This is a genomic window from Pseudomonas syringae (assembly GCF_002157375.1).
In the GTDB taxonomy this organism is placed as follows: Bacteria; Pseudomonadota; Gammaproteobacteria; order Pseudomonadales; family Pseudomonadaceae; genus Aquipseudomonas; species Aquipseudomonas syringae_T.
Genome location: NZ_MTSA01000002.1, coordinates 99,327 through 117,523, shown reverse-complemented (window position 1 = coordinate 117,523; position 18,197 = coordinate 99,327). Strand labels below are relative to the sequence as shown.

At 60.0% G+C, this 18,197-nt stretch carries 18 protein-coding genes and 1 other RNA gene; 4 read left to right on the top strand and 15 right to left on the bottom strand.

Annotation, left to right across the window (positions count from 1 at the left end):
- Positions 1-8: 8 nt before the first annotated feature.
- The 12 genes from murG to rsmI all read right to left on the bottom strand — a co-directional run bounded on the left by murG (position 9) and on the right by rsmI (position 12,576).
- A complete protein-coding gene (gene murG, locus BW686_RS02525) occupies positions 9-1,079 on the bottom strand; it encodes an undecaprenyldiphospho-muramoylpentapeptide beta-N-acetylglucosaminyltransferase (protein ID WP_084914064.1) in 1,071 nt (356 codons plus the stop codon).
- Positions 1,069-2,283, bottom strand: coding sequence for a putative lipid II flippase FtsW (ftsW, locus tag BW686_RS02520; RefSeq protein ID WP_084914063.1), 1,215 nt, complete (start codon positions 2,281-2,283; stop codon positions 1,069-1,071). Before ftsW ends, murG begins: the two co-directional genes overlap by 11 nt.
- A complete protein-coding gene (gene murD, locus BW686_RS02515; protein ID WP_084914062.1) occupies positions 2,280-3,626 on the bottom strand; it encodes a UDP-N-acetylmuramoyl-L-alanine--D-glutamate ligase in 1,347 nt (448 codons plus the stop codon). Before murD ends, ftsW begins: the two co-directional genes overlap by 4 nt.
- Before the next feature lie 5 nt (positions 3,627-3,631).
- Positions 3,632-4,714: a phospho-N-acetylmuramoyl-pentapeptide-transferase gene (gene mraY / locus BW686_RS02510; protein ID WP_003313553.1), complete on the bottom strand. Its 1,083-nt coding sequence runs from the start codon at positions 4,712-4,714 to the stop codon at positions 3,632-3,634.
- Complete coding sequence (locus BW686_RS02505) at positions 4,714-6,084, bottom strand: UDP-N-acetylmuramoyl-tripeptide--D-alanyl-D-alanine ligase (protein ID WP_084914061.1); 1,371 nt, start codon at positions 6,082-6,084, stop codon at positions 4,714-4,716. The genes mraY and BW686_RS02505 overlap by 1 nt, the downstream gene beginning before the upstream one ends.
- Positions 6,077-7,540 (bottom strand): UDP-N-acetylmuramoyl-L-alanyl-D-glutamate--2,6-diaminopimelate ligase, encoded by a 1,464-nt coding sequence (locus BW686_RS02500; RefSeq protein ID WP_084914060.1) that lies wholly within the window; start codon positions 7,538-7,540, stop codon positions 6,077-6,079. The genes BW686_RS02505 and BW686_RS02500 overlap by 8 nt, the downstream gene beginning before the upstream one ends.
- Complete coding sequence (locus tag BW686_RS02495) at positions 7,540-9,267, bottom strand: peptidoglycan D,D-transpeptidase FtsI family protein (RefSeq protein WP_373270978.1); 1,728 nt, start codon at positions 9,265-9,267, stop codon at positions 7,540-7,542. Before BW686_RS02495 ends, BW686_RS02500 begins: the two co-directional genes overlap by 1 nt.
- Positions 9,267-9,560: a cell division protein FtsL gene (gene ftsL, locus BW686_RS02490; RefSeq protein ID WP_003340690.1), complete on the bottom strand. Its 294-nt coding sequence runs from the start codon at positions 9,558-9,560 to the stop codon at positions 9,267-9,269. Before ftsL ends, BW686_RS02495 begins: the two co-directional genes overlap by 1 nt.
- A complete protein-coding gene (gene rsmH, locus BW686_RS02485) occupies positions 9,557-10,498 on the bottom strand; it encodes a 16S rRNA (cytosine(1402)-N(4))-methyltransferase RsmH (protein WP_084914058.1) in 942 nt (313 codons plus the stop codon). Before rsmH ends, ftsL begins: the two co-directional genes overlap by 4 nt.
- A gap of 2 nt (positions 10,499-10,500) precedes the next feature.
- Positions 10,501-10,956: a division/cell wall cluster transcriptional repressor MraZ gene (mraZ, locus tag BW686_RS02480; RefSeq protein ID WP_007248958.1), complete on the bottom strand. Its 456-nt coding sequence runs from the start codon at positions 10,954-10,956 to the stop codon at positions 10,501-10,503.
- 306 nt (positions 10,957-11,262) lie between these two features.
- An RNA gene (gene rnpB / locus BW686_RS02475) (RNase P RNA component class A) lies at positions 11,263-11,620 on the bottom strand.
- An 86-nt stretch (positions 11,621-11,706) separates the two neighbouring features.
- Positions 11,707-12,576 (bottom strand): 16S rRNA (cytidine(1402)-2'-O)-methyltransferase, encoded by an 870-nt coding sequence (gene rsmI / locus BW686_RS02470; protein WP_086934791.1) that lies wholly within the window; start codon positions 12,574-12,576, stop codon positions 11,707-11,709.
- Between the two features lie 281 nt (positions 12,577-12,857).
- Here rsmI and BW686_RS02465 point away from each other — a divergent pair, with 281 nt between their 5' ends.
- The 4 genes from BW686_RS02465 to BW686_RS02450 all read left to right on the top strand — a co-directional run bounded on the left by BW686_RS02465 (position 12,858) and on the right by BW686_RS02450 (position 16,380).
- The gene (locus tag BW686_RS02465; protein WP_084914056.1) at positions 12,858-14,672 is read left to right on the top strand and encodes a penicillin-binding protein activator; all 1,815 of its coding nucleotides are present in this window, start codon (positions 12,858-12,860) and stop codon (positions 14,670-14,672) included.
- Positions 14,669-15,043, top strand: a complete 375-nt coding sequence (locus BW686_RS02460) for a YraN family protein (RefSeq protein ID WP_179149146.1) — start codon at positions 14,669-14,671, stop codon at positions 15,041-15,043. The genes BW686_RS02465 and BW686_RS02460 overlap by 4 nt, the downstream gene beginning before the upstream one ends.
- 168 nt (positions 15,044-15,211) lie before the next feature.
- Positions 15,212-15,805 carry a phosphoheptose isomerase gene (locus BW686_RS02455; protein WP_003418801.1) on the top strand — a complete coding sequence of 198 codons (594 nt, stop codon included), beginning with the start codon at positions 15,212-15,214 and terminating at the stop codon, positions 15,803-15,805.
- Positions 15,802-16,380, top strand: coding sequence for a BON domain-containing protein (locus BW686_RS02450; RefSeq protein WP_084914054.1), 579 nt, complete (start codon positions 15,802-15,804; stop codon positions 16,378-16,380). The genes BW686_RS02455 and BW686_RS02450 overlap by 4 nt, the downstream gene beginning before the upstream one ends.
- 46 nt (positions 16,381-16,426) lie before the next feature.
- On the opposite strand, the gene BW686_RS02445 is transcribed toward BW686_RS02450, so the two are convergent.
- From BW686_RS02445 to rpsI, 3 genes are all read right to left on the bottom strand, one after another.
- A complete protein-coding gene (locus BW686_RS02445) occupies positions 16,427-16,837 on the bottom strand; it encodes a ClpXP protease specificity-enhancing factor (protein WP_084914053.1) in 411 nt (136 codons plus the stop codon).
- A 17-nt stretch (positions 16,838-16,854) separates the two neighbouring features.
- Positions 16,855-17,472 carry a glutathione S-transferase N-terminal domain-containing protein gene (locus tag BW686_RS02440; protein ID WP_084914052.1) on the bottom strand — a complete coding sequence of 206 codons (618 nt, stop codon included), beginning with the start codon at positions 17,470-17,472 and terminating at the stop codon, positions 16,855-16,857.
- A gap of 322 nt (positions 17,473-17,794) precedes the next feature.
- The gene (gene rpsI / locus BW686_RS02435) at positions 17,795-18,187 is read right to left on the bottom strand and encodes a 30S ribosomal protein S9 (RefSeq protein ID WP_002555064.1); all 393 of its coding nucleotides are present in this window, start codon (positions 18,185-18,187) and stop codon (positions 17,795-17,797) included.
- Between the last annotated feature and the right edge of the window lie 10 nt (positions 18,188-18,197).

Here is an 18,197-nt window from a genome sequence, read left to right as displayed (position 1 = left end):
GTTGATTCTCAACCACGGGCCACCTCCACACAGACATCCACGACGGTGTTGGTTGCATCAGGCTTGGCCAGGCGACGTGCAGTGCGGGCCATGCTGTTCAATTGTTCGGGTTGCATCAAAACCTCTTTCAGGCGTGCGGCCATCTCGGCGGCGCCAGTTGTCGCTTGCGGCATGACGAAGGCTGCGCCTTCTCGGGCCAGATAGTCAGCGTTACGTGACTGATGGTCATCAATCGCGTGGGGCAGTGGTATCAGCAACGAAGGCAGACCGGCGGCGGCCAGTTCGCTGATGGTCAATGCGCCTGCGCGGCAGACCACCAGATCGGCCCAGCCATAGGCTTGGGCCATGTTTTGAATGAACGGCGCGACTTGCGCCTCGACGCCTACGTTGCGATAGCGCTCGGCAGTCACGGCGTCGTGATTCTTGCCCGACTGATGAAACACTTCGGGCTGGACGTCCTGAGGCAACTGAGCCAGCGCCTCGGGCAATAATTTATTCAAAGGCTCCGCGCCCAGGCTGCCGCCCAGTACCAGGAGACGCGCCTTGCGTCCGGCCAGGGCCTGACGCGGAGTTTCGAGAAACAGCTCGACACGCACCGGGTTACCGGTGGTACGGCGCTTGGCGGAGGCCGCAAAGGTGTTCGGGAACGCCTCGCACACGCGGCTGGCAAACGACGCCAGGCTGCGGTTGGCCGTACCGGCAACGGCGTTCTGCTCGTGAATGATCAACGGCACGCCCGCCAGCTTCGCCGCCAGACCGCCAGGGCCTGTGACGTAGCCGCCAAAACCGACCACGCAGACCGGTTTGACCTGGCGCACGACCTTGCGTGCCTGCATCAGAGCCTTGAGCAGCATGAACGGTGCCTTGAGCAACGACAGCCGACCCTTGCCACGCAGACCGGTGACGTTGATCAGGTGCAGCGTCAGCCCGGCCTGTGGCACCAGCTCGTTTTCGATGCCGCGCGGCGTGCCCAGCCAATGGACCTTATAGCCACGTGCCTGGAACTCGCGTGCGCAGGCCAGCGCCGGGAACACATGCCCGCCGGTCCCGCCTGCCATGATCAGCACGTTAGCGTCCATTGGGCGTGTCCTCGGCAAAGTCGCTTTCCTTGAACTCGGCTTCTTCGCTGCCCATGTTGTTGCGCGATTCCCATTCGATGCGCAGCAGCAGGCCAAGGCTCGCGCAGCAGATCACCAGCGAGCTGCCGCCATAACTGAGGAACGGCAGCGTCAAACCCTTGGTCGGCAGCAGCCCGACGTTCACACCGATGTTGATCAGGAACTGACCGATCCACAGGAACGACAGGCCGTACGCCACGTAGGCGCCGAAGAACTGCTTGGCACGCTCGGCCCACATGCCGATGTACATGCCACGAATACTGACGAACAGAAACAGCGCAACGGTGATCAGCGAGCCGACCACGCCCAGCTCTTCTGCCAGCACGGAGAACACGAAATCGGTGTGCGCTTCCGGCAGGTAGAACTGCTTCTGTACGCTGTTGCCCAGACCGACACCGATCCACTCGCCGCGACCGAAGGCAATCAGCGCCTGGGTCAATTGATAGCCGGAGCCGAACTGGTCGGCCCACGGGTCGGTGAAGTTGGTCAAACGCGCCATCCGGTAAGGCTGGGCCTGAACCAGAACGACGACCGAAGCAACCGCCAGAACCACCATCAGCGAGAACCGGAACAGGCCGACGCCACCGAGAAACAGCATGGCGGCTGCCGCACCCATCATCACGACGGTCGCGCCGAAGTCAGGCTCCATCAACAACAGACCGGCCATTGGCAGCAGCACGATGAACGGCTTGAAGAAGCCCATCCAGCTTTCGCGAACTTCCTGCTGCTGACGAATCAGGTAGCCGGCCAGGAAGATCACCACGAACACCTTGGCAATTTCCGATGGCTGGACGTTGAACGCGCCGAAGCCGATCCAGCGCATCGAACCGTTCACCTCGCGTCCGATCCCCGGCACCAGCACCAGCAGCAACAGGCCGAAAGCACCGAGCAGCATCAGCCAGCCCAGACGTTGCCAGGTGGCGACCGGAATCATCATGGTCACGCCGCACGCACCCAGGCCGATCAGCAGATACACCAGATGGCGGGTCATCATGTACAGCGTGTTGCCCGACTGCACGGCCGCCACTTCCGACGAGGCAGAAGTGATCATCACCAGGCCCAGGCCCAGCAACGCCAGACAGCCGACCAGCATCGGGAAGTCGAGGTCTATGCCCCGCCCGCTGATCAGCGGCGATGGATAAGGCTTGATCACACCGAAGATCATGACAAGCACTCCACTGCCTGCGCGAACACACGTCCGCGCTCTTCATAATTCTTGAACATGTCCAGGCTGGCGCACGCAGGGGAAAGCAATACAGCGTCGCCGCTGTGGGCCAGTTCTGCGCTTCGCTCGACGGCGGCCTGGACCGTGTCAACACGGATCAGCGGAACGTCGTCACCCAGCACCTGAGCAATCAGTTCGGCGTCGCGACCCAGCAAGACAACCGCGCGGCAGTGTTCGGCCACAGGCGCACGCAGACCGCTGAAGTCGGCGCCTTTGCCATCGCCACCGGCAATCAGCACCAGTTTGCCGTCGATGTCCGACCCCAGGCCTTTGATGGCAGCCAGTGCGGCACCCACGTTGGTGGCTTTGGAATCGTTGTAGTAATGCACACCGTCGTGCTCACGCAGCCATTGGCAGCGATGCTCAAGACCGGTGAATTCACGCAGACTGGCAAGCATGGCATCGAAGGGCAGGCCCACGGCATGCCCCAGCGCCAGTGCGGCCAGTGCATTGGCCTGATTGTGCGCACCACGCACTTTCAGCTCGCGCACCGGCATCAGGTTTTCAAACTGGAAGGCGAGGTATTTTTCGCCGTTCTCTTCACGCAGACCAAAGCCGTGGAAGTCAGGCTTGTTGAGGCCGAACGTCCAGCAAGGCAGACCTTCGCCGATCAACGGACGGGACAGTGCGTCCTGACGATTGACCACCACTTGCCGCGCGCCCCGGAAAATCCGGTGCTTGGCCTGATGGTAAGCCGGCAGACCGGCATAACGGTCCATGTGGTCTTCGCTGATGTTCAGCACGGTCGCCACTTCAGCATTGAGCTGATCGGTGGTTTCGAGCTGAAAGCTGGACAGTTCCATTACATACAGTTCGATGTCGTCGCTGAGCAGATCCAGCGCCGGCGTGCCGAGGTTGCCGCCGACCGCGACGCGCTTGCCTGCAGCCTTGGCCATGTCGCCCACCAGCGTGGTGACGGTGCTTTTTGCATTGGAGCCGGTAATGGCGATCACCGGAGCCTTCGCGTAACGCGCGAACAGCTCGATATCGCCGGACAGCTTCACACCGCGCGCATGCGCCTGTTGCAGCGCCGGGGTGGCCAGCGCCAGACCTGGGCTGACGTAAAGCTCGTCGGCACGGCAGAGGAAATCGACGTCCAGTTCGCCACAACGCACTTCCACCTGCGGATACTCGCGACGCAGGGTCGCCAGCTCAGGAGGATTCGCCCGCGTGTCGGCCACGGCAAAGGACACGCCCCGGTTCGCCAGGAAGCGAACCAGGGACATGCCACTTTTGCCAAGCCCCACAACAATGCGGAAGCGGTCGGAAACGATCAGGGACACTCGTTCTACCTCAGTTTCAGTGTGGCAAGGCCGATGAGCACCAGAATCACGGTGATGATCCAGAAACGGACGATCACGCGTGGCTCGGGCCAGCCTTTGAGTTCAAAGTGGTGGTGAATCGGCGCCATGCGGAACACCCGGCGACCGGTGAGTTTGAAAGACGCAACCTGAATGACCACTGAAAGCGTTTCCATCACGAACACGCCACCCATGATGAACAGGACCATTTCCTGACGGACGATCACAGCCATCGTGCCCAGTGCTGCGCCCAGTGCCAGCGCACCGACGTCGCCCATGAAGACTTGCGCCGGGTAGGTGTTGAACCAGAGAAACCCGAGCCCCGCGCCAATCAGCGCACCGGAGAACACAATCAGCTCACCCGCCCCCGGTACATAGGGGATCAACAGGTATTCGGCGAATTTCACGTTACCCGACAGGTAGCAGAAGATGCCCAACGCACCACCGACCATCACGGTCGGCATGATCGCCAGGCCGTCGAGGCCGTCCGTCAGGTTGACCGCGTTGCTGGAGCCGACGATCACGAAATAGGTCAGGACGATAAAGCCAATGCCCAGCGGGATGCGCACATCCTTGAGCATCGGCACGATCAGCGTGGTTTCCGTGGCCGAAGGCGCTGTCGTGTAGAGGAAGATGGCGGCGCACAGGCCAAACACGGACTGCCAGAAATACTTCCAGCGGCTCGGCAGGCCACGCGAGTTCTTTTCAATGACCTTGCGGTAGTCATCGACCCAGCCGATGGCGCCGAACAGAAAGGTCACCAGCAACACCACCCATACGTAGCGGTTGCTCAGGTCAGCCCATAACAATGTGCTGATACCGATGGAGGACAGGATCAACGCCCCGCCCATGGTCGGCGTACCGGATTTGGACAGGTGCGACTGCGGACCGTCGTTGCGGACCGACTGGCCGATCTGACGCATCTGCAACGTGCGGATCATCCACGGCCCCAGGCACAGCGACAGCGTCAGTGCGGTAAGCACGCCAAGGATCCCGCGCAGAGACAGGTACTGAAAGACCGCGAAGCCTTTGTAGAACTGTTGTAAGAACTCGGCCAACAGCAGCAGCATTAATGTTTCTCCAGGCTAGAACCGCACAAGGCAGCCACGACGTTTTCCATCGCAGCGCTACGCGAGCCCTTGATCAGTAAAGTGGTATTAGGATCCTGCTCGGCGCCCAGCGCTGCGATCAGCTCTGCCTGACTGGCAAAGTGATAGGCATGTTCGCCAAAAGCGCTGACGGCATGGGTCATCAGCGGGCCGACGGCATACAGCGCCGACACCTTGCCAGCGGCATAGGCACCCACATCGCGATGGCCCTGCTCGGCCCAGTCGCCCAGCTCGCCGATATCACCCAGTACCAAAACGGTACGGCCGGGAAAACCGGTCAGCACATCGACCGCAGCATTGATCGATGCAGGGTTGGCGTTGTAGGTGTCGTCGATGACGCACATGCCGTTGCTGGCAAGTTGCGCGACAGCCCGGCCTTTGACCGGCTGCACGTTATTCAGACCGGTCACGATGCCTTCCAGCGACACACCCAGTGCGCACGCAGCCGCCGCTGCGGCCAGAGCGTTGGTGACGTTGTGCGCCCCCAGCAGGTTGAGTTGCACCTGTGCGGTACCGAGCGGGCTATTAATGGTGAAACCCGGGCAACCGCGGGCATCGCGGCTGAGGTTGCTGGCGTACAGGTCAGCGGCAGTGTCACCCAGCGCGAACGTCAGGATGGCGCGACTGCCCGCACGCTGGCGCCAGATCGGGAATGCCTTGTCTTCCAGGTTCAGTACCGCCGTGCCGGTGGCATCGAGACCTTCCAGGATTTCGCCCTTGGCTTCGACGATTTTGTCCGGGCCGCCGAACTCGCCGACATGGGCGGTTCCGGCATTGGTAATCATGGCCACGTGCGGCTTGGTGAGGCTGACCGTGTAAGCAATTTCGCCGACGCGCGACGCGCCCAGTTCAATGACGGCCGAGGTGTATTCGGGTGCCAGTTCCAACAGCGTAAGCGGCACGCCCAGTTCGTTGTTCAGGTTGCCACGGGTGGCCAGCACCGGGCCGCGCGTGCGCAGGATGCTTGCGAGCATTTCCTTGACCGTGGTCTTGCCGCTGGAGCCGGTAACGGCGGCAACCGGCCTGTCGACAAACGCGTTACGGTTCATCGCGCCCAGTTGAGCGAGTGCCTTGCGGGTGTCGAGCACAACCAGTTGCGGCAGCGACGCGCCTTCCACTTCGCGCTCGACCAACGCACCGACCGCGCCCTTGGCAGCCACTTGATCGAGGTACTCGTGACCGTCGAAACGCGGACCGGTCAGGGCTACGAACAATTGCCCTGCTTCGATACCCCGGCTGTCGGTGCTCACACCGTCGAAGCTGCAGTCGCCACCGACCATGCGCGCATCAAGTGGCACGACCAATTCACCGAATGTCATTGGCTTAAGCATTGGCAGACCCCCATGCAGCAAGCGCTCGAGCAGCTTCTTCGAGGTCAGAGAACGGGTGACGCTGACCGCTGACTTCCTGGTAGTCCTCGTGCCCTTTGCCGGCAAGCACCACCACATCATCCGCGCAGGCACTGGCGATCAACTCGGCAATGGCCTGACCGCGCCCTTCGATGAAGCGCACCTTGTCGGCTGCCGCAAACCCTGGGCGAATGTCATCAAATATCTGTGAAGAGGATTCGTTGCGCGGGTTGTCATCAGTGACCCAGACACCGTCCGCCAGCCGCTCGACCACTTCCGCCATCAGCGGACGCTTGCCGCGATCACGATCACCACCGCAACCGAACAGGCACAGCAGACGACCTTTGGCATGCGGGCGCAGGGCTTCGAGTACTTTTTCCAGCGCATCCGGGGTGTGTGCGTAATCAACGACGACAAGCGGCTTGTCGGCCCCGCCCAGACGCTGCATGCGTCCGACCGGGCCTTCGAGTTTCGGCAGCACCTTGAGAATTTCGTCCAGCGCGTAATCCAGCCCCAACAAAGCGCCGACCGCCGCCAGTACGTTGCTCAGGTTGAAGCGGCCCAACAGGCTGCTGCGCAAGAAATGCTCGCCTTGCGGCGTGACCAGCGTGGCACGTACGCCATCGTCATCGAATTTCGCGTCGCGGCAGTAGAGGTAAGCCGAGCTGTCCAGCTGGCTGTAGGTGATCAAGCGCGACTCTTGCTTGAGGCCGGCCATCTGGCGACCGAAATCGTCATCCAGGTTGATCACCCGGCAGTTCAGATTGGGCCACGCGAACAGTTTGGCCTTGGCAGCGCCGTAAGCTTCCATCGTGCCGTGATAATCCAGATGATCACGGGACAGGTTGGTCAGCACGGCCACGTCGAACGCCAGTGCGGTAGCCCGGCCTTGATCCAGGCCGTGGGACGAAACTTCCATCGCCACCGCACGGGCACCGGCCTTTCTCAGATCGGTCAGCGTCGCCTGAACGGCAATAGGGTCCGGCGTCGTGTGGCGACCGCTCTGCAGCGAACCATAGAAACCGGTGCCCAGCGTGCCCACGATGCCGCAACGCTGACCCAGTGCGTCAAGCGCCTGGGCAATCAGTTGGGTCACGCTGGTCTTGCCGTTGGTGCCGGTGACACCGACCAGATTCAGGCTGCGACTCGGATCGCCGTAAAAGCGACCGGCGATGTCGGACAGTTGCGCGGCAAGCCCCTTGACCGGGATCAGCGGCACGTCGGTGATCGGCAAAACGGTCGAGCCTTCCACTTCGTAAGCCACCGCCGCTGCGCCACGCTTGAGCGCGTCGGCGATGTGCGCGCGACCATCGACCTTGATGCCCGGCACAGCCAGAAACAGATCGCCCGGACGAACATTACGGCTGTCCAGGGTCAACTCACGGATCAGTGGATCGCGGTCGGTGTGGGCGAATATCTTGCTCAGATTAAAGGCCATCAACCACGCCCTCCTTTGGCTGCGGGTGCTGCGTTGACTTGTTCCGGTGGCGCGAGGTTGTCAGGAGTCACGTTCATCAGACGCAACGTGCCGGACATGACCTTGCTGAAGACCGGAGCCGATACCAGACCGCCGTAGTAGCCGCCCTTGCTCGGTTCATCGATCACCACCACGATGGCGTAACGCGGGTTACTCATTGGCCCGAAACCTGCGAACAGCGAACGGTAGGAGTTTTCCGCGTAGCCCTTGGTGCCGATGGACGTCTTACGCGCGGTACCGCTCTTGCCAGCCACGTGATAGGACGGCACACGGGCGCGATACACGCCGCGCGGGTCTTCGATCACCTGCTGCAGCATGCCTTGCAGGGTCTTGGCGGTTTTCTCCGGAATGGCCTGAGTCGACTCCGGTTCTTTATCCGTTTTCAGAATGGTCAGCGGTACGATCCGGCCATTGTTGGCCAGCGCGCCATAGGCATGCACCAGTTGCAGAGCGGTCACCGAAAGGCCATAGCCGTAGGACAGCGTGGCCGTTTCTGCCTTGCGCCATTCACGGTAGTTAGGCAGGTTGCCGACGCGCTCGCCCGGAAAGCCCAGACCGGTGTATTGGCCGAAACCGACACGTTGCATGGCGCGGAAGATCGCTTCACCGCCCACATCGAACGCGACTTTACTCATGCCGACGTTACTGGAGTTGATCAGAATGCCGGTCAGATCGAGAACCGGACCTTCGGTCTTGGTGACGTCACGGATGGTGTACTTGCCGATCTGCAAGGTGCCCGGGTAGACCTCGACCTTGTCGGTCGGCTTCCAGCGACCGCTGTCCAGCGCGGCGGTCATGGAAATCGGCTTCATGGTCGAACCTGGCTCGAACACGTCGATGATCGCTCGGTTGCGCATGGCGGCAGGCACCATCGTGCGGCGGTTGTTCGGGTTGTAGGTCGGCTGGTTGACCATCGCAAGGACTTCACCGGTCTTGACGTCCATGATCACCATGCTGCCGGCCTTGGCCTCGTTTTCTACAATGGCGTTGCGCAGTTCACGCGTGGCCAAATATTGAAGACGCAGGTCAATGGACAAAGCCAAGGTCTTTCCGGCCTTGGCATTCTTGGTGACCTGAACATCCTTGATCAGTCGTCCGCGCCGGTCCTTGATGACCTGACGCTTGCCGGGCACTCCGGCAAGCCAGTCGTCGTATGCCAACTCGACACCTTCACGACCGTGGTCGTCGAGGTCGGTAAAGCCAACCATGTGTGCGGTCACGTCACCCGCCGGGTAGAAACGGCGAAATTCCTCGATGCCATAGACACCCGGCACTTTCAGATCCAGTGCAGCCTGGCCCTGTTCTGGCGTCATACCGCGAACCAGGTAGATGAATTCCTTGTTGGCCTGCGACTCAAGGCGCTCGGTCAGGGCTTTCAGATCCTGGCCTGTGGCGGCTGCAAGCATTGGCCACTTGGATTTGTCCTGCTGCATTTCGCGCGGGTTGGCCCACAGGGTCGTAACCGGCGTACTGACGGCGAGCGGCTCGCCATTGCGGTCGGTGATCAGACCACGGTGGGCCGGAATCGGGATATGCCGAAGGCTGCGCGCGTCGCCCTGCTCTTTAAGGAAGGTGTGGTCGATAACCTGCAAGTCCACAATGCGCCAGCAAATGGCAAGCACCAGCGAAACCAGCAGCCCGACGACCACACGAAAACGCCAGGGATAGAGTGCGCCCTCGAGTTTCATCATGGCGCCACCATCCGCACTTCAGCAGCGCTTGGAATGCGCATCTTCAGTTGTTCGGTAGCCAGCGTTTCGATACGGCTGTGCGCCGTCCAGGTACTCTGCTCGAGAATCAGCCGCCCCCACTCTGCCTGCGCCTTGTCGCGCACACTCATTTCCGAGTACAGCGAGTTGAGCAGTTGACGATTCCAATGGGCGCTATAGGAAACGCCAATCGCCGAAATCAGGACAGCAATGAACAGCAGCAGCATAATGAAGCTGCCGCCGGGCAGAGGCTTGAGGAACAGGCGGCTCACCTGAGCTTCTCCGCTACACGCATGACAGCACTGCGCGAGCGCGGATTGGCCTTGGTTTCGGTGTCCGAGGCAAATTGAGCCTTGCCGTGAATCTTGATTTTCGGCTCGAAGGGCTTGAACTGGATCGGCAGGTTGCGCGGCATGTTGTCGGCTTCGCCTTTGGCGAGCTTGCGCATGAACAGCTTGACGATGCGGTCTTCCAGCGAATGAAAACTGATGACCACCAGGCGCCCGCCCACTTCCAGGGCGTCCATCGCCGCTTCAAGACCGGCTTCCAGATCACCCAGTTCGTTGTTGACGTGAATGCGCAAACCCTGGAAGGCTCGCGTCGCAGGATTCTTGCCTTTTTCCCAGGCAGGGTTGGCTACTTTGAGGACTTCTGCCAGATCGGCAGTGCGCTCGAAAGGCTGGATTTCACGGCGCTGCACCACGGCATTGGCCATGCGTTTGGCAAATCGCTCTTCGCCGTATTCCTTGAAAACGCGGGCAATCTCTTCAGCTGGAGCAGTGGCAATGAACTCCGCAGCGCTGACACCACGGGTCGGGTCCATGCGCATGTCCAGCGGACCGTCATTCATGAAGCTGAAGCCGCGCTCGGGGTCATCCAGCTGCGGGGACGACACACCCAGATCCAGCAGAATGCCGCTGACTTTGCCCGCCAATCCACGCTCTTGAGCTTCCGAGCCGAGCTCGGCAAAGCTGCGCTGCACAATGACAAAGCGGCCGTCTTCGGCCGCTAGCGCTTGCCCGGTGGCAATCGCTTGAGGGTCCTTGTCGAATCCCAGCAGCCGGCCATCCGGCCCCAGATGATTCAGAATGAGACGACTGTGCCCGCCACGTCCGAACGTGCCGTCCAGATAGCAGCCATCAGCGCGCACCGCGAGAGCTTCCACGGCTTCTTCGAGCAGCACGGTGATGTGGGTAAAGCCGCTATTCATAGTCACAGGATCAAGTCACGTAATTCGTCGGGCATCGCGCCAGGTTGTTGAATGGCAGCCAGGTCAGCATCAGCAAGAGCGTTCCAGGCGTCCTCGTCCCACAGTTGAAACTTGTTGAGTTGGCCTACCAACATCACGCGCTTATCCAGCTTCGCGTACTCGCGCAGGCGTGGAGGCACAAGAAAACGCCCGCTGCCGTCCAGTTCCAGATCGACGGCATTACCAATCAACAGTCTTTGCAGCCGACGGTTCTCTTCACGAAACGTCGCCAGATCACGAAGTTTTGCTTCTATCAATTCCCACTCGGACAATGGGTAAAGACACAGGCAGGGGTCGACAGCGTCAATGGTCACGATCATTTGCCCGGCGCTACGCGAATCCAGCTCGTCGCGATACCGGCTCGGCATAGCGAGACGGCCTTTAGCATCGAGATTGATCGCGTTGGCACCACGGAACACAGGCGCATTCTCCGAATATTAGCTTTTTGCGCTGAAAAAACCCACTTCGTGCCACTTTCTGCCACTTGCGCACACTATAGGAACCCGCCTGCCACACCGTCAAGGCACGGTCTTAAGGAAAACCCTTACATTTCGGAGATTTAGGAGCGGTATTGGACACGAAAGGGTAATTTTACGAAGGTTCTGACGGATTAATCCCACACAGCTCAAACCATTGCGGCTCGAAGTTAATGTGATTTATGAACTGTAAGATTTTTTTGGTATTACGAAGGGGGTTTGCTGCTGAAAAGCGAGGGGATGAAAAAGGTGGAGAGTCGATCTGTAAGCCGGGTTCTGTCGAGGACAGTCATTCCTCTACGACGGCCATCACTGGACGTCTTTAGCAACCTACCCGGTTCCAGCGCGGGCCACGCCTAGGAACCCTATTTGGTCTTGCTCCGAGTGGGGTTTACCTTGCCACGAACTGTTGCCAGACGTGCGGTGCGCTCTTACCGCACCTTTTCACCCTTACCGGCACCGAAGTGCTTAGGCGGTTATTTTCTGTGGCACTTTCCGTAGGCTCGCGCCTCCCAGGTGTTACCTGGCACTCCGCCCTATGGAGCCCGGACTTTCCTCCCCCCCCTGTTGCGGAACAACAAGAGGCAGCGACTGTCCAATCGACTCTCCGCCGACAAGGTTAGCGGCACACGCCGCCAAGAACAAGCTTTAATAGCGCACCCGCCCGGCAGACCTCTTTGAATTTACAGCGTTTCAGCCCTTCTGCTTCTCCAGCGCCACTTGATAAAGCAGGTTCTTGCGCACACCCGTAATGTCGGCAGCCAACGCAGCGGCCCGCTTGAGCGGCATCTCTTCGAGCAGCAAATCCAGCACCCGACGAGCCTCGGTGCCGATGACGTCCTCATCCTCGGGCGGCGTCCATCCCGCCACCAGCACAACACACTCGCCACGCTGCTGATTACTGTCGGATTCGACAAACGCGCGGAGCTCACCCAGAGGTAGACCCTTGAGCGTCTCGAACGTTTTGGTTATTTCACGGGCCAGCAGCGCGTGGCGATCGGCACCGAACACCGACTCCATGTCCTGCAGGCATTCCAGGATCCGGTGCGGAGCTTCGTAATAGATGAGCGTACGCGGCTCTTCCTTGACCTTTTCAAGTTTGGCTTTGCGACCAACCGCCTTCGCCGGAAGAAACCCCTCGAAAATGAATCGATCCGAAGGCAGTCCCGCTGCAGAAAGTGCCGCGATCAAGGCGCAAGCACCGGGCACCGGCACCACTGGCACTCCGGCAGCGCGCGCCTGGCGCACCAGGTGATAGCCAGGGTCGGAGATCAGCGGCGTCCCGGCATCGGAAATAAGTGCGACGTCATCACCTGCCAGCAAACGAGTAATGAAGCGGCTACCCTCATCCCGCTCGTTGTGCTCATGGCAGGCGGCCAATGGCGTTGATATCCCGAAGTGCTGCATCAGGCGTGCAGAGTGACGCGTGTCTTCCGCCGCGATCAGTGCGACCTCACGCAATACTTTCAGCGCTCGCACGCTCATATCGTCCAGATTGCCGATAGGGGTCGCCACGACATAAAGCGAACCCGGAGTGGAATTCGAAACAACCGGAACAGTCAAAACGCAAACCTCATATGTTAGAGCTTGATGCTGGGAAGAACGCATTGTACAGGCTGCGGCCCGGGCCAACGGTTCGCGCATCAGGGATGCCGATAAAAAGGGAATAAAAACATGATTACGTCCGACCGTGAAACACGGCGACCCTCTCGAATTGAACGATTTGGCCGACAGATGACCTTAACGCGGCCAATATCATGGCTTTAAACACCTTCGACGTCGCACCCCGGCCAGCGCTTGGGTACAATTCTCCGTTAATTCGCTCGAGTCTCAGGAACATACCAATGATCGCTTGTCTGCGGCTGCTCTCTGCCCTCTGCCTCGCTGCCCTTCTTGCAGCGTGTGCCAGCTCGCCCTCGTCCAGCCTTGGCGAGCTGCCTCGTACCCCTGACGCCAGCATCGAGCAATTGCTTGATCAGGCCGCCAGTGCCAAAACACCCGAGCAGGCCGCAACGCTGCGCCTGAGTGCCGCCGACCTGGCCAACCGCCAGAATGACGCGGGGCGCGCTGCGCAGATCCTCGGACAGGTGCAACTCGATCAACTCAAACCCGGCCTTCAGGTGTATGCCAGCACACTGTCCGCCGAACTGGCGATGGGCCGCAACCAGCCCAAGGCCGCACTGACAGCCCTTAATCACCCGAGCATGCAGCGTCTGGGCGAGCTGTCGGTCGAACAACAGGTTCGCACCCACAAGGTCAAGGCCCGCGCACTCGAAGCCGATGGCCAGATGCTGGCGGCTGTCCATGAGCGCGTCTATGCAGGCCCTCTGTTGCAGGGCGCCGACGCAAGTGCCAACAACGATGCCATCTGGACGCTGGTCTCCGCCCTTCCGGCCGACCAACTGCAAAGCTCGGCAACCGATGATCTGGGCGGCTGGCTGAGCCTGGCACGTTCGATCAAAGGTGCCGGCACGCTGGAGCAACAACAGGCAGCCATCGATAACTGGAAAGCGCAGAACCCGAAACACCCTGCCGCGCTGCAATTGCCTACCGCCCTTGCGCAACTGCGCGCCCTGACCAGCGAACCGATTACCAAAATTGCATTGCTGCTGCCACAGGAAGGTCAACTGGCCTCGGTCGCCAAGGCACTTCGTGACGGCTTCATGGCGGCTCACTTTCAGGCTCAGCAAGCGGGAGAGAATCCTCCTGCCATCCAGGTCTTTGACAGCTCGCGCGTGACCTCGATGGACGAGTTCTACCGCCAGGCCCAGGCTGCTGGCGCCCAACTGGTCGTTGGCCCGCTGGAAAAGAACCTCGTCAAACAACTGAACAGCCGTCAGCAACTACCCATCACCACCCTGGCGCTCAATTACAGTGACACCAGCACCGAAGGCCCTGCGCAGCTGTATCAGTTCGGCCTCGCCGCAGAAGACGAAGCCCGCGAAGTGGCCCGTCGTGCCTGGGCTGACGGCAAGCGCAGCGCCGTGGCGATGGTGCCGAAGGGTGAATGGGGCGACCGCGTTCTGGATGCCTTCCGCAAGAGCTGGCAGGCCAAGGGCGGCACACTGATCGCCGCCGAGCACGTCGACCAGCCCGTGGAACTGGCCCAACAGGTTGCCGATCTGTTCCAGTTGCGCAACAGCGAAGGTCGCGCCCAGCGCCTGCAAAGCACGGCCGGCACTCAGGTCGCCGCACAGCCTAGCCGTCGCCAGGACATCGACTTCATGTTCCTTGCGGCAACACCTCAGCAAGCGCAGCAGATCAAGCCGACCATGGTCTTCCAGTACGCTGGCGATGTCCCGGTCTATGCCACCTCGCACCTGTTTACCAACAGCAATGATCACGCGCAGTACATGGACCTCAACGGTGTGCGCTTCTGCGAAACACCCTGGTTGCTCAATGCTGATGATCCGTTGCGCCAGCAGGTCACCGCGCAATGGCCACAAGCAGCAGGCAGCCTCGGGCGCCTTTACGCAATGGGCATTGATGCCTATCGCCTCGCACCACGCCTGGGCCAGTTGAAAGCCATGCCCGACAGCCGCATTGACGGCCTGTCCGGCAGCCTGAGCATGAACCCGGATCGTCGGATCGAACGCCAACTGCCTTGGGCAGAGTTCGTGGATGGCAAGATCCAGCGCCTGCCGGACACCGCCCCTTGATGCAACGCAGCACCCGGCAGCAGGCAGGGCGCGAGGCAGAAGCCTTCGCCCTGCAGTATCTGCAACAGCAAGGGCTGCGCCTCATCGAACAAAACTGGTTATGCAAACGCGGCGAGCTTGATCTGGTCATGCTTGATGGCGATACAGTAGTATTCGTCGAAGTTCGCTACCGTCGCCATTCAGGATGGGGCGGAGCGACGGAAAGCGTCGATTTTCGCAAGCAAGGGAAACTCGTCGTCGCCGCACAGCTTTTTCTGCAGCAGACACCACGCTGGGCCAGCCATCCCTGTCGTTTCGACGTGATCGCCATTGAAGGCGACCCTGGCAGTGATGCACCGTTGAACTGGATCAAAAGCGCGTTTGACAGCTGATGCACGCGACGGCAGTCATGCCGACCGTACCGTCGACCTGCAACAGGCTTTTGCCTTCATTGATTTCGCTATCTGTTTTGCCGGCTGCACACCTTGTGTGCCGGATAGCGCCCGGGAGACCCTGGCGCCTCCGCCCCGCCGCCGTACGCCCTAATTAAGGTCACATTGATGGACATGCAATCCCGAATTCGCCGGCTGTTTCAGGCCAGCATCGAAACCAAGCAACAGGCGATGGAAGTCCTTGCACCCTTTATCGAGCAAGCCAGTCAGGTCATGGTCAATGCCCTGCTCAACGAAGGCAAAATGCTCGCGTGCGGTAACGGCGGCTCGGCGGGCGATGCCCAGCATTTTTCTTCGGAACTGCTCAACCGCTTCGAGCGCGAGCGGCCCAGCTTGCCAGCCATCGCACTGACCACCGACAGTTCGACGATCACCTCGATCGCCAACGACTACAGTTACAACGAAATCTTTTCCAAACAGATCCGCGCCCTGGGCCAGCCGGGCGATGTGCTGCTGGCGATTTCCACCAGCGGCAACTCGGCGAATATTATTCAAGCCATCCAGGCCGCACATGATCGCGAAATGATTGTCGTAGCATTGACGGGACGCGACGGTGGCGGCATGGCTTCACTGCTATTGCCTGAGGACGTGGAAATCCGCGTACCGGCCAACGTCACGGCGCGCATACAAGAAGTCCATCTGCTGGCGATCCATTGCCTTTGCGATTTGATCGACAGCCAACTGTTCGGGAGTGAAGAATGACCCCTAATCGTCTCAGCCTATTGGTTCTGACACTGTGCCTGAGCGTCACCGGATGCAGTTCTGTGCTGACGGCCGCTCGCGACAAACCGATCGAAGATGATCGCGGCACGCGCACCTTCGGCAGCAAGATCGATGACTCGCTGATCGAGACCAAGGCAGCCGTCAACATCTCCAAGGCCAACCCTGACCTCGCAGAAGGCTCGCACATCGTCGTGACCAGCTTCAACGGCATCGTGCTGCTGGCTGGCCAGACACCGCGCGCCGACCTCAAGGCCATAGCCGAACAGGCCGCCAGCTCGGTCCAGCGCGTCAAGAAGGTCAATAACGAACTTCAGATCATGGCACCTTCGTCGTTGCTGGCACGCAACAACGATGCCTGGCTGACCACCAAGATCAAAACCGAAATGATCGCCGATGCTTCGATCCCCGGTTCGCGCATCAAGGTCGTCACCGAGAACGGCATCGTGTTCCTGCTGGGCCTGGTGACTCAGGATGAAGCCAATCGTGCGACCAACCTCGTACAGGGTGTTTCTGGCGTGCAGAAGATCGTCAAACTGTTCGAATACATCGACTGACGCCCGACGGGCAGATGTGAAAAAGGCGATCCGAGGATCGCCTTTTTTATTTCACCACTTTCAGACTTGGCCTGCCACTCGGGCGCGGCGGCTCGCTGTCCGGCGGCGTGTCTTCTTCGATCTCGACATCGTCAGCCTCCTCTATGGAAGGCTCCAGATCGAACACCATGCCCTGCCCGTTCTCACGGGCATAAATACCCAGAATGGCAGCAACAGGCACGTACAGCGTGTGTGGCACACCGCCGAAGCGGCCTTCAAAGCTGACCGCGTCGTTATCCATGTGCAGATGACGCACTGCACTGGGCGAAACGTTCAGGACAATCTGACCATCGTTGGCAAACCCTTGCGGGACCTGCACGGATGGATACTCCGCATTGACCAGCACATGCGGGGTGCAATCGTTATCGACGATCCACTCATAGAGAGCGCGAACAAGATAAGGGCGACTGGAGTTCATTAACGGCTCCTTAAGCCTTAGCGCATTTCACGTTCGGCAGCAGACAGACTCGCCTGAAAAGCCTCACGCGCAAATTGGCGCTCCATGTAATCAAGCAACGGCTTGGCGGGCCGCGGCAATTCGATACCCAAAACCGGCAAACGCCAGAGTATGGGGAGTAGACAGCAGTCAACAAGACTTAGCTCGTCACTCATGAAAAAAGCTTTTTCGGCAAACAGCGGGGAAACCCCGGCCAGACTTTCACGCAGCTCCTTGCGCGCCTGAACGCGGGCAGGTTCTTTACTGCGCGTATCCAGGATCAGGTCCACAAGACCACACCAGTCACGCTGAATCCGATGGATCAACAGACGGCTGTTGGCACGAGCCACTGGATAGACAGGCAACAAAGGTGGATGCGGATAACGCTCATCCAGATATTCCATCACCACCGTCGACTCGTACAACGCCAGGTCACGATCAACCAGGGTCGGTACGCTGCCGTACGGATTGACTTCAATGAGCTGCGGCGGATGACGGCCCGCCACCACTTCAATGATCTCGGCGCTGACACCTTTCTCCGCGAGCACGATGCGCACGCGATGGGAATAGTGGTCGGCGGGGTCGGAGTAACAGGCCAACCGGTTGGTCACGCCCATGGCGATCCTCCTCGCTTGTTAAAATTTATCGGACAGACGAACGAACGCGCCTCAAGGGCGCCTCCGATAATGAACGCAACAGGACAGGTGTTCGTCGCGGGCGACAAGATAGCTCATTTACGCGATGTAAATTCTGTAATCTTGCACAGACAGGCCATGAACCTCGCGATATCAGCGCTATACGAGCGCCTTAGCCCCCCACCAGCCCCTAAAATCGCACCCATAAAAAAACGCCCAACCCCGCAAGGAGATGGACGCTTTTTTTCGAACAAGGGGCTTTGCACGAACAGTTTCGGACAAAGCCCCTTGAACGAACAGCGAATTAACGCTTCGAGTACTGCGGACGCTTACGCGCTTTACGCAGACCGACTTTCTTACGTTCAACTTCACGAGCATCGCGAGTCACGAAGCCTGCTTTACGCAGAGCGCCGCGCAGCGTCTCGTCGTACTGCATCAGAGCGCGAGTGATACCGTGGCGGATTGCGCCAGCCTGGCCACTTACGCCGCCACCGATAACGGTGACGTAGATGTCGAACTTTTCAACAGTCTCGGTCAGTTCCAGCGGCTGACGAACTACCATGCGGGCAGTTTCGCGGCCGAAGAAGTTGTCCAGGGAGCGGTTGTTGATCGAGATGTTACCAGTACCCGGACGCAGGAAAACGCGAGCGGTTGCGGTCTTGCGACGGCCAGTGCCGTAATTTTGAGTCGCCGACATAATGAACTAT

Coding starts and splice junctions, on each gene's coding strand:
- murG (WP_084914064.1), bottom strand. CDS start 1,079: ATGGACGCTAACGTGCTGATCATGGCAGGCGGGACCGGCGGGCATGTG.
- ftsW (WP_084914063.1), bottom strand. CDS start 2,283: ATGATCTTCGGTGTGATCAAGCCTTATCCATCGCCGCTGATCAGCGGG.
- mraY (WP_003313553.1), bottom strand. CDS start 4,714: ATGCTGCTGCTGTTGGCCGAGTTCTTACAACAGTTCTACAAAGGCTTC.
- BW686_RS02505 (WP_084914061.1), bottom strand. CDS start 6,084: ATGCTTAAGCCAATGACATTCGGTGAATTGGTCGTGCCACTTGATGCG.
- BW686_RS02500 (WP_084914060.1), bottom strand. CDS start 7,540: ATGGCCTTTAATCTGAGCAAGATATTCGCCCACACCGACCGCGATCCA.
- BW686_RS02495 (WP_373270978.1), bottom strand. CDS start 9,267: ATGAAACTCGAGGGCGCACTCTATCCCTGGCGTTTTCGTGTGGTCGTC.
- rsmH (WP_084914058.1), bottom strand. CDS start 10,498: ATGAATAGCGGCTTTACCCACATCACCGTGCTGCTCGAAGAAGCCGTG.
- BW686_RS02465 (WP_084914056.1), top strand. CDS start 12,858: ATGATCGCTTGTCTGCGGCTGCTCTCTGCCCTCTGCCTCGCTGCCCTT.
- BW686_RS02455 (WP_003418801.1), top strand. CDS start 15,212: ATGGACATGCAATCCCGAATTCGCCGGCTGTTTCAGGCCAGCATCGAA.
- BW686_RS02450 (WP_084914054.1), top strand. CDS start 15,802: ATGACCCCTAATCGTCTCAGCCTATTGGTTCTGACACTGTGCCTGAGC.
- BW686_RS02445 (WP_084914053.1), bottom strand. CDS start 16,837: ATGAACTCCAGTCGCCCTTATCTTGTTCGCGCTCTCTATGAGTGGATC.
- BW686_RS02440 (WP_084914052.1), bottom strand. CDS start 17,472: ATGGGCGTGACCAACCGGTTGGCCTGTTACTCCGACCCCGCCGACCAC.
- rpsI (WP_002555064.1), bottom strand. CDS start 18,187: ATGTCGGCGACTCAAAATTACGGCACTGGCCGTCGCAAGACCGCAACC.